Below are 10,474 nucleotides of genomic sequence, written 5' to 3'. Positions count from 1 at the left end.
TGCAGGTCTGCAACGCCAACGTCGGCGTGCTCGGTGCCGCGGTGCCGATCCTGTCCCCGCAGACCACCGGGGACTGCACCAACGGCCCCGTCTCCACGCTCGTCAAGTAGTTCCAGAGAGGACGCACACCAATGCTGCGCAAGATCACCGTCGCCGGCGCGCTCGTCGGCGCCGCCGCCGGAGCCGTTCTGATGGCGGCCCCCGCCCAGGCCACCGACCAGGAGTTCAACTCCAACCTGCAGGGCATCCCCGCGCAGGTCTGCAACGCCAACGTGGGTGCGGCGATCGGCTTCGCCGTTCCGGTGCTGTCGCCGCAGAGCACGGGCGCCTGCACCAACGGTGCCATCTCCACCCTGGTCAAGTAGGGGGACGAGATGCTCCGCAAGGCCACTGTCGCCGGCGCGCTCGTCGGCGCCGCCGCCGGAGCCGTTCTGATGGCGGCCCCGGCCCAGGCGACCGACCAGACGTTCAACCAGAACGTGCAGGTCGTTCCCGTGCAGGTCTGCAACGCCAACGTCGGCGTGCTCGGTGCCGCGGTGCCGATCCTGTCGCCGCAGACCACCGAGGACTGCACCAACGGGCCGGTCGGCACCGTCGTCGATGAGGGCGACGGCTACCGCCACTGACGTGGGCCCCGGGCGCGCGGCGGCGACCGCCGGAGCCGCCCCGCCCGGGTGACCGGCCGTGATCCGTGGGCCTCCGCCCCTCGAACGCACCGAGGGGCGGGGGCCCACAGGCGTGTGCGGGGGCCGCGCCCAGGGCGCGGACCACCGGGCCGGCACGGATCACCGGGTCAGCACGGCCGCCGACCCGTGGCCGAAGAGGCCCTGGGTGACCGCGATCCCGACCCGGGCGCCCTCCACCCTGCGCCCCGGCTCGGCGCGGCCGCGGAGCTGCGCCGTGATCTCGCACACCTGGGCGATGCCCTGGGCGGGGACCGCCTCGCCGAAGCTCGCCAGGCCCCCGCTGGGGTTGACCGGGACGCGCCCGCCCACCCGGGTCGCCCCGTCGCGGAGGAGCCCTTCGGCCCCGCCGCGGGGACACAGCCCGATCTCCTCGTACCAGTCCAGCTCCATCGCGGTGGACAGGTCGTACACCTCGGCCAGGTCCAGGTCCTCGGGACCGGCGCCGGCCTCCTCGTAGGCGGCGCGCGCGTTGGCCTCCCGGAAGCGCGGCGCCCGCCCCTCCGCGTCCCCGGTCCCGGCCCTGGGCGGGTCGCCCGCCAGGTACGGCATCTCCGGCTCGGCCACCGGGTAGTCCGGCACGGCCGCCGAAAGCCCGGCCAGGCGCACCGGGTCGGCGCCCCGGCGCCGCGCGTCCTCCTCGCGCACCAGCACCAGCGCGGCACCGCCGTCGCTGGTCGCGCAGACGTCCAGCAGGTGCAGCGGGTCGGCCACGGCGGGGGAGGCCAGGACCTCCCCGGCGGTCGTCCGCTTCCGGTAGCGCGCCATGGGGTTGGCCGCGCCGTGCGCCGCGTTCTTGGCCTTGACCGCGGCGAAGTCCTCGGGGCGGGCCCCGTGCACCTCCATCCGGCGGCGGGCGGCGAGCGCGAAGTAGAGCGGATTGGCGGCACCGAGCAGGCGGAAGCGCAGCCAGTCGGGGTCGTCGGGGCGGTCCCCGCCCAGCGGGGCGAAGAACCCCTTGGGGGCGGACTCGGCCCCGACCACCAGGGCCATGTCGCTCAGCCCGGCGAGCAGGCGCGCGCGGGCGGCCGCGATCGCCTGGGCCCCCGACGCGCAGGCCGCGTAGGAGCTGGCGACCTGTTGGCCCCGCCAGCCGAGGGCGCGGGCGTAGGCGGCCCCGGCGACGAAGCCGGGGTAGCCGCCGCGGACCGTCGCGGCTCCGGAGACGAAGTCGACCTCGGAGGCCTCGGCCCCCGCGTCGGCGAGCGCCGCCCGCGCGGCGGCGGTGCCGTAGTCGGTGAAGGGGCGGCCCCATTTGCCCCAGGGGTGCATTCCGGCGCCGATGACGCATACGCCGCTCATCGGCGGCCTCCGCCGGGGTCTGCGTCCGCGTCCGGGAGGGGGCGCCAGTTCCACACGGTGCGGTGCCGCCCGTCGGGGGCCGCGGCGGTGCCTTCGACGAGCTCGGCGCGGCCGCCGACGCGCAGCGAGGACAGGGCGGTGCCGGGCGGGGCCTGGCCGAGGACGATCGGGCCGGGACCGTCCACCTCCACGGCGATGAGCACGAACGGCTCGAAGGGGTCGGTGGGCGGGACGTAGGGCGGCGGCGGGGGGTAGCGGCAGTCGGTGAAGGACCAGATGCGGCCGCGGCGCGGGAGCGCGGCCTCCACCAGGTCCCCGCCGGGGCAGAGCGGGTCGCGGCAGTGCGTCCGGTCGGGCGGGAAGGACACGGCGCCGCAGCCGGTGCACCGGCTGCCGACCAGGTGGGGGCCGTCGGCGCCGCGGGCGGTCCAGGGGGCGGTCTCCATGCGTCAGATATACCACCTAACGCTTGCTTGGTACAGGGGCGGCGGCGGTGCGGCCGGGCGGGCGCGGACCGGACCCGAGAGGGGTTCTGCCCCGACCGGATCCCCGGGGACACCGGGCCGTTCCGGCACATCCCCCGAAACCGCACGTAGGATTACGGTGAGTGACGATGTTCGGCGTCCAAGGGAGGACCCCATGAAGCCGGCGCGCACCATCGCCGCCGCCGCGGCCGTCGCCGCCGCGGCGGGCTGTACCGCGGGCGGCGGAGCCGCCCCGTCGCCCGGATCCGGCCCGAGCGGGGAGGCGGCCCCCTCGCCCGGGGGCGGCGGCGGAACGGCCTCCGCCCCGGCCGCGGAGGTCTACGTCTTCAACACCCACGGTGACGAATCCGGCTACGCCGACCAGGAGCCCGAGGACCTGACCGCCTCGGAGTTCACCGCCTTCAACGACCTGGAGTGGACCGCGTGGGGCGCCGAGGGGGCGCAGGGCGAGGGCGACCTCTCCGGAACCTGGTGCCTGCCGGAATGCCAGGACGACCCCTACCGGGTCCCGGTCGAGCTCACCGCCCCCGAGACGGTCGACGGCGAGCTGTACTTCACCAGGTACCAGGTGGGCGAATCCGACGAGCTCCCGGATGAGCAGCGCAAGGCCATGGAGGAGGCGGACGGCGGGATGCTGATGCGCCCGGAGGGCTGACGGCCGCGGCGCCCGCGGTGACGTCCGGGGGGCGCCCGCGGTGACGCCCGCGGCCACGGTGCGCGGCGCCCCGTACCCGGGTCCGGCATAAATCCCGAGGCGCACAACACCCAGCTCACCGGCGTGATTTCGGCCGCCTGACCGGCGCCGGGACGGGCGATCGGGGCACGGCGGTCGCCAGGGGTCTTTAGTCTGCTGAAGTGATGGGTGACTCAGCAGTGGACGAGGCGGCCGGGAGCGGGCGGGCGACCGGTCGGCACGGGCGCGCCGCCCTCCTGCGGCTCGCCCGGTGGTTCGACTCCGCCGACGCCGCGCGCGCCGACGCGCTCTACGCCGCCGCCTTCGCGGCATGGCCCGCCCGGCACCTCGGCGGGTCCGGGGACGAGAGCGCCCCCGCCACCGGGAGCTGGTGGAACTCCCCGCCCGCCCACGCCGCGCCGCCGCGCCCCGTGGGCCCACTGCCCACCGAACCCGCCGCCGACCACTCCGCCCAGCGCGCCGCCCTGCGCGACGACGCCGAATCGCGCGCCCACTGGCGCCGCGCCGCCGCGGCCCAGGTCCACCGCGCCCTCGCCGAGCGCACCGGCGGCGACGACCGCATCGACCTCACCCCCGCCGCCATGGGGGTGCTCATGGAGCTGCTCACCGCGGCCCTGGGGTCGGGGCACCCCGAGCGCGCCCCCGTCGGCGCCGGGGACCTCGAACTGGAGATCCGGCTGCACGCCGGCCCCGCCCCGGACGCCGCGCTGACCCTCGCCTCGCCCGACGGCGAACTCCTCCTCGAAGGGCTGTGGCTCCAGGTCACCGACTACCGGGTGACCCGCGTCCCATCCGACGACGACGGCCCGCGGCAGGAGCCCCCGGAATGATCGACGACATCGCGCTCACCGGGGAGCGGCAGGCCGCCGCCCGGCGGCTGCTGCACACCCCGGTCCTGTCCTGGCGCACCCACCCCCGCGACCTCGCGCTCGTCCGCGCGCACTCCGACTGGCTGGTGCAGCGCTTCCGCCGGGTGCTGGGGTACGAGCTGGTCGTGGAGGCCGACCACGCCCGCCTGGCCAAGGCCGGTCCGCCCGGGGACGCCCCGCCGCCGCGCCGCGCCAGCGGGGCCCCGCTCACTCCCCGCGCCTACGCCTACCTGGCGCTCACCCTGGCCGCCCTGCCCGAGTGCGGCACCCCCACCGACACCGGAGAACTGGCCGGCCGGGTGCGCGCGGCCGCCGAGGAGGCGGGCCTGGCCCACGACCCCCGGGCGCGTGCCGCCGAGCGCCGCGCCTTCGCCGCCGCCCTGCGCCACCTGGCCGCCTGGGGGGTGCTCGCCGAGCGCGGGGACGGCTCCCTCGACGGCTACGCCGCCGGGACCGACCCCGGTGCCGGGCTGGACGTCGACGCCGAGGCGGCCCACCGGGCGCTCGCCCACCCGCCGCACTCGGCCTCCGGCCCCGACGCGTTCCTGCGCTCGGCCCACGACCCCGACCCGGACACCGACGCCGAGGGCGAGGTGGCGCTGCGCCGCCTCCTCGCCGAGCAGGCCGTCGTCTACCGGGAGGACCTGCCCGAGCGCCAGCGCGGCCGCCTCGCCCGCCACCAGTGGCGCGCCGCCGCCGAGCTCGGCGCGCTGCTGGGGTGCGAGGCCGAGGTGCGCGCCGAAGGGGTGGCGCTGGTCATGCCCGACGGCGAGGAGGAGGCCGGACACGCCCAACTGCCCGGCACGGGCCCCGAGGGGCGCGCCGCCCTGCTGCTGGTGCGCGGCCTGGTCGCACGGGTCCGGCCCCCGGCCACCCCGGCCCGCGGCGCCGAGGTGCCCGACGGGGTGCTGGCCGAGGAGCTCCAGGCGGCCCTGCCCGCCGACCCGGGCCGCGGCGACCTGCGAGAACGCGTGCTCCGGCGGTTGTGCGGGGCCGGGCTGCTGCGGGCGCCGCACCCCGGCGGCGGGGGCCGCTGGCAACTGTTGGCGGCGGCCGCCCGGTACGGATCGCCGAGGCCCCGAATCCGGGACAATGGGCCGGATCGCCCGGTTCCGGCCGCGGCGGGCACGGGCGGATCCAGCGGTACCGACGGAAGCGGAGGGCGGTAGATGAGCGACACCGGCACGGCCCCGGACCCGGCCGGCCCCGCCGGGCGGGAGGTGTCCGCCGACGACCAGGTGACCGCACCGCTGCCGGTCGTCGGCCCCGCCCCGCGCCCCCGCCACCGGCTCCACCGGGCCGGGATCCACAACGTGTGGCACTACGACGACCAGGTCTTCTCCTTCGCCGACGGGCGGCTGCTGCTGCGCGGCCGCAACGGTGCGGGCAAGTCCAAGGCGCTGGAGGTGCTGCTGCCGTTCCTGCTGGACGGCGACGCCCGGCGGCTCGACACCACCGGCACGGGGCGCACCAGCCTGCGCTGGCTGATGCAGGACGGGCGGTCGGCCGCCGTCCTGGACGACGAGGACACCGAGGAGACCTCGGAGACCGAGGAGTCCGGGGGCACCGCCGCCGCCGGTTCCAGCGCCGGCGCCGGCGCCGGTGAGGGCGCGGGCGGGCCGGAGGGGCCTGAGGGTCCGGAGCCTGCGGCGGACACCGGGGCGGACGGCACCGAGGACGAGGGCGCGGACACGGGCGCGGACGCCGCCCCGGACGCCGCCCCGGTCGGGGACCCCGCGCCGCCCGCGGCCGCCGCGGACACCGCCCCGTCCGGGGACACCACCGAGGACACCACATCCTCTGAGGACACCGCGCCCCCCGCCGCCCGTGTCGGCTACCTGTGGATCGAGTTCACCCGGGAGGCGGACACGGCCGCCCCCGGCTCCCGTAAGGCCCCCGACGGCGGCGCCGACACCCGGACCCCCGGCCGCCTCACCCTCGGCGCCGCCGTCACCGCCGTCCCCGGCGAGGAGCCCCGCACCCTCTTCTTCGTCACCGGCCGCTCCGTCGGCGACGACCTCGAACTCGTCCGCGGCGGCCGCCCCGTCCCGGTCGAGCGGCTCCGCGCCGAACTCGGCGCGGACTCCTGCTACGACTCCGCCCCGGCCTACCGCGGCCGCGTCATGCGCGACCTGTTCGGCCTGGACGACCCGGTCCGCTACCGCAACCTGGTCCACCTGCTCTACCGGCTGCGCCGCCCCACCATCGGCGAACGCCTGGAGGCCGGGGAACTGGTCTCGGTACTCGCCGAGGCCCTCCCGCCGATGGACGAGGCCGTCCTCGACCAGGTCGCCCGCAACGTCGCCGACCTGGAGGAGGCCCGCTCCCGCCGCACCGCGCTGACCGCCGCCGCCGAGAACGTCCGCGCCTTCCTCGGCGACTACCGCGGCTACCTGCACGGTGTCCTGGGCCGCCGCACCTCCCGGGTGCGCGGCCTGCTGGACGGGTTCGGCCGCCGCGACGCCGAGGCCGCCCGCCTCGAAGAGGAGCTGGACCGGCTGGTCACCGAGGAGGCCGCGGCCCAGGAGGAGCGCGACCGCAGCCGCCGCACCCGCGACACCGCCGCCTCCGACGCCGCCACCCTCACCGCGGCCGGGCGGGCCGAGCCCGCGCCCGCCGAGGGCGAGCTGCAGGCCCGCGACGCCGCCGTCGCCGCCTACATCCGGGCCGCCGAGTCCGCCTGGACCGCGGCCGGGTACGCCCTCACCCGCGAGGAGCGCGCCATCGCCGCCCTCGGCACCGGCACCGCCGCCGTCGAGCGCACCTTGGACGGGCTGGAGGAGCTGCACGCCGAGGCCGCCGACGGCGCCCGCGCCGCCGGGATGGACCCCGCCCTGCTCGGACGGGTGCCCCGGCCGGTGCGCACCGTGCTCACCCCCCGTGAGTCCACCACCCACGTCGACTTCGAGGGCCTGGAGCGGGCCGTCGAGCGCGACCCGGTGCCCGGCATCGACCTGGAGGCCCTCCGCACCGGCCTCGCCGACCTGCACGACCGCCTCTCCAGGGCCGAGGCCGAGGCCGCCGAGCGGGCCGCCGCCGTCGCCTCCCTCACCGCCGCCGCCGGGCGCCTCGACGCCGCCGAGCGCCGCGCCGACGCCCTCGAGGGCGAGGCCGAGGCCGCCGACGCCGCCCTGGAGCGGGCCCGCGCCCGCGAGGAGGCCGCCGTCCGCGCCCTGCGCGCGGCCGGGGCCGACTACGCCGGACGCGTCCGGGACTGGGCCCGCGGGGTGGCCGAGGGGTTCCCCGAGGCCGCCGAGGCCGCCACCGCCCTGGAGGAGCTGGTCCACCTGCCGCCCGGCGGGGGAGAGGCGGTCGACGCCGGCCTGTGCGACCGGGTCGGGCAGGCCGCCCACGCCCTCGTCGACGACCTGCTCAAGGAGCTGCGCGTGCGCCGCGACACCTCCCTGGGCGAGGAGCGCGAGCTCGTCACCGAACTGGACGAGCTCTCCGAGCGCAAGCGCGGAGCCGCGGGCGACGGCCCCGACGGCACGCCCCTGTACCTGCTGGTCGACTTCGCCGACGGGCTCAGCGACGCCGAGAGGGTCGGCCTGGAGGCCGCCCTCGCCGCCTCCGGGCTGCTCGACGCCCGGCTGGCCCCCGACGGCACCGCGCAGGGCTCCGGGGACGGCGCCCTGGACGGGGCCGTGCTCGCCCCCGGCCGCCCCGCCGACGGCGCCAGCCTCCTCGACGTGCTGCGGGTCGCCGACGGCGCCGCGGACGAGCACGGTGTGCCGCGCGACCGGGTCGAGGCGCTGCTGTCCTCGGTCGCCCTGCTTCCCGTCGAAGCGGGGTCCGCCGCCGACACCGCCCCCCGGCACCGGCGCCGCCGCGACGGTGAGCGGCCCCCGTCCGCCTGCGCCGTGGCCGTCGACGGCCGCTGGCGCCTGGGGGTGGCCTCCGGCGCCGCCGGGCAGATCCCGGTGGCTCCCGAGCGCATCGGTGCCGGGGCGCGCGCCGCCGCCCGCGACCGCCGCCTGGCCAATGTCGACCGGCGCATCGACATCGCCGAGGCGCTCCTCGCCGAAGCGGGCGAGCGCCGCGCCGAGGCCGAGCGCGCCCAGGAGCGCCTGGTCGCCGCCGCGCGCGCCCTCCCCGGCGGGGAGGGGCCCGCGCGCGCCCGCGCCGCCCTGGACGAGGCGCGGGCCTGGCTGGACACCGCCGTCGACGAGCACGACCGCGCCCAAGAGGCCGCCGACGCGGCCCGCGGGACCGCGCTGGGGCTGCGCACCGCCGTGCAGGAGGAGGCGGCCGCCTCCGGCCTGCCTGAGGGAGCCGAGGAGGCCGCCGCCACCGGAACCGCGGTGGAGGGGCTGCGGGTGCGCACCGGCGCCGCCCTGCGCGTCCTGCGCGACCTGGCCGCGCTGCTGGAGGAGCACCGCGCCGCCGTGGAGGACTGGCGCCAGGCGCGCGCCGACCGGGTGGTGGCCGAGGACGCCCGCACCGCCGCCATCGGCGACATGATCACCGTGCGCCGCGACATCGAGCTGACCGACCGGGCCCGTGGCGCCGACCCCGGGCAGCTGGGGTCCGCGGTCGACGAGGTACGCGGTCGGATGGACGAGGCCGCCGCCCGCGTCCCCGACCTGGAGCGCGCCGCGCAGCGCGCGCGGGACGAGCGCATCGCCGCCGAGACCCGGCTGGCCGCCGCGGTGGCCGAGCGCGCCGAGCAGGCCGACCGGGCACTGTCGGCCGGGGACCGGCTGCGCGCCGCCCTGTGCGGCGCCGACGGGGAGCCCGACACCGACCTGCTCACCGCCGCCGGGCTGGAGGACGTCGCACCCGCCCTGGCCGCCGCGGGTGCCGGGGCGCCCACCGGGGAGCCGGACGGCGGGGACGCGGACGGCGGGGAAGCGGTCGACCGGGAGGCGGACGACGGGGAGCCCGTCGGTGGGGCGCCGACCGGTGAGGCCGAGCGGCTCGCGGCCCTGGAGGGGCTGGTCGGGGCGCTGGAGAAGGGCCTGGAGGGCGGCGGCTCCGGAGAGGTCGACGACAGCGGGCTGCTGCGCCGCCGGGAGGAGCTGCACGAGGCGCTGGGGCGCCACGCCGCGGCCCGCACCGAGATCGCCGAGGTGCACGGGGTCAAGCGGGTCACCGTGCACGACGACTCCGGCGCCCGCGGGGTCAGCGGGTACGCGGCCCGGCTGGAGGAGCTGTGCGCCGAGGCCGAGGAGGCGGCGCTGCTGCGCGAGGAGGAGGCCTACGAGCGCCACCTGCTCGGGGAGCTGGCCGAGCACCTGGCCCGCAGGATCGACGAGGCCCGCGAGCTGGTGGCGGCGATGAACGGGGTGCTGGAGGGCGTCACCACCTCCCAGGGGATCGGGGTGCGCATCGGCTGGGACATGGCCCCCGACGCCGACGAGGACGTGCGCGCGGTGGTGCCGCTGCTGGCCCGGCCCGCCCACCTGCGCAGCCGGGTGGAGACCACCCGCCTGCGGGACGCGCTGCGCCGCTGCATCGAGTCCATCCGCCGCCTGGACCCCACGGCGACGGGGGGAGCGCAGCTGCGGCAGGCGCTGGACTACCGGTCCTGGTTCTCGTTCGAGGTGCGGGTGACCGACGCCGCCCGCCCGGACACCGAGCGCAGGCTCAGCCACCGGACCGGCCTCAGCCAGGGGGAACAGCGTGTGGTGGCCTACCTGGTGCTGTTCGCGGCGGCCGCGGCCCAGTTCGACTCCCTGGCCAAGAGCGCGCCGAACGCGCCCCGGCTGATCCTGCTCGACGACGCGTTCGCCAAGGTCGACGAGCCGACGCACGGGCGCCTGCTGGGACTGCTGGTGGAGCTGGACCTGGACTTCGTGCTCACATCGGAACGGGTGTGGGGCTGTTTCGAGAGCGTGCCGAGCCTGCACATCTACGAGTGCCTGCGCGACCCCGCGGAGCCGGGAATCGCGACCCTGCACTTCAGCTGGGACGGCACGAGGAGACGCATGGTCGGCGTGTGAGAACGCACGTCGGCCGAAGCCCGATGAGACGCGGCGCCCCCGAACGGCGAAGCGGCGAAGTCAGCGACTCGGAGGCCGAGACGGTATCCAGCGGCGGCCGCGAGGTAGTCGGCGGCGGCCGGGAGTTAGACGTCGGCGGCCGGGAGGGAGTCGGCGGTGGCCGGGAGGTAGTCGGCGGCGGTCGGCGGCCGGAGCCTGGCGAAGGACGGCGGAGGACGCGGTCTGAGGTCGGGCATAGGACGTGCGGATGGTCCCGCGAGAGGGCGGCGACGGGGCGAGGTTGGCGGGTCTGCCTGGTGCGTTGTCGGCTACCGGGTGGGTGCGTGGTCGCTGTGGTTGGCGGCGACGGCGTGAGCTGGGTGGTTCCCTGGGCTTGCTTGCCGGGTGGCGGGTTCCTCGCGGTGCGGGGGGGGCGGGTTGGCCGGTGCCCCGCTGACGGACCCTGGCCGGGCGGCGGGCCGCCGGGGTGCAAGGGAGGTGGCGGCGACGACGAAGGTCA

At 78.1% G+C, this 10,474-nt stretch carries 8 protein-coding genes; 6 read left to right on the top strand and 2 right to left on the bottom strand.

Annotated elements, in window-relative coordinates; all coding sequences use genetic code 11:
* The first annotated feature begins 131 nt into the window (after positions 1 to 131).
* Together O4U47_RS30740 and O4U47_RS30735 are read left to right on the top strand one after the other, a co-directional pair.
* Positions 132 to 365 carry a hypothetical protein gene (locus O4U47_RS30740; RefSeq protein WP_270681509.1) on the top strand — a complete coding sequence of 78 codons (234 nt, stop codon included), beginning with the start codon at positions 132 to 134 and terminating at the stop codon, positions 363 to 365.
* Between the two features lie 9 nt (positions 366 to 374).
* Positions 375 to 626 (top strand): hypothetical protein, encoded by a 252-nt coding sequence (locus O4U47_RS30735; protein ID WP_270681508.1) that lies wholly within the window; start codon positions 375 to 377, stop codon positions 624 to 626.
* A 159-nt stretch (positions 627 to 785) separates the two neighbouring features.
* Here O4U47_RS30735 and O4U47_RS30730 read toward each other — a convergent pair whose 3' ends face one another.
* Together O4U47_RS30730 and O4U47_RS30725 are read right to left on the bottom strand one after the other, a co-directional pair.
* The gene (locus O4U47_RS30730) at positions 786 to 1,985 is read right to left on the bottom strand and encodes a lipid-transfer protein (RefSeq protein ID WP_270681507.1); all 1,200 of its coding nucleotides are present in this window, start codon (positions 1,983 to 1,985) and stop codon (positions 786 to 788) included.
* Entirely contained in the window at positions 1,982 to 2,431 is a 450-nt protein-coding gene (locus O4U47_RS30725; RefSeq protein WP_270681506.1) for a Zn-ribbon domain-containing OB-fold protein, read from the bottom strand. Before O4U47_RS30725 ends, O4U47_RS30730 begins: the two co-directional genes overlap by 4 nt.
* Before the next feature lie 193 nt (positions 2,432 to 2,624).
* Between O4U47_RS30725 and O4U47_RS30720 the strand changes: the two genes are divergently transcribed.
* The 4 genes from O4U47_RS30720 (at position 2,625) to O4U47_RS30705 (ending at position 9,975) form a co-directional block, all read left to right on the top strand.
* Positions 2,625 to 3,125 (top strand): hypothetical protein, encoded by a 501-nt coding sequence (locus tag O4U47_RS30720; RefSeq protein WP_270681505.1) that lies wholly within the window; start codon positions 2,625 to 2,627, stop codon positions 3,123 to 3,125.
* 203 nt (positions 3,126 to 3,328) lie between these two features.
* Positions 3,329 to 3,994, top strand: a complete 666-nt coding sequence (locus tag O4U47_RS30715) for a DUF2397 family protein (protein ID WP_270681504.1) — start codon at positions 3,329 to 3,331, stop codon at positions 3,992 to 3,994.
* Positions 3,991 to 5,202 (top strand): DUF2398 family protein, encoded by a 1,212-nt coding sequence (locus O4U47_RS30710; RefSeq protein WP_270681503.1) that lies wholly within the window; start codon positions 3,991 to 3,993, stop codon positions 5,200 to 5,202. Before O4U47_RS30715 ends, O4U47_RS30710 begins: the two co-directional genes overlap by 4 nt.
* Positions 5,203 to 9,975, top strand: a complete 4,773-nt coding sequence (locus tag O4U47_RS30705) for an SbcC/MukB-like Walker B domain-containing protein (protein ID WP_270681502.1) — start codon at positions 5,203 to 5,205, stop codon at positions 9,973 to 9,975.
* Positions 9,976 to 10,474: the final 499 nt, after the last annotated feature.

Origin of the sequence: Nocardiopsis suaedae (assembly GCF_027706745.1) — a bacterium.
GTDB classification, from domain to species: domain Bacteria; phylum Actinomycetota; class Actinomycetes; order Streptosporangiales; family Streptosporangiaceae; genus Nocardiopsis_A; species Nocardiopsis_A suaedae.
The sequence above is the reverse complement of the archived record's forward strand: the minus strand, read 5'-3'. Positions and strand labels throughout refer to the sequence as shown.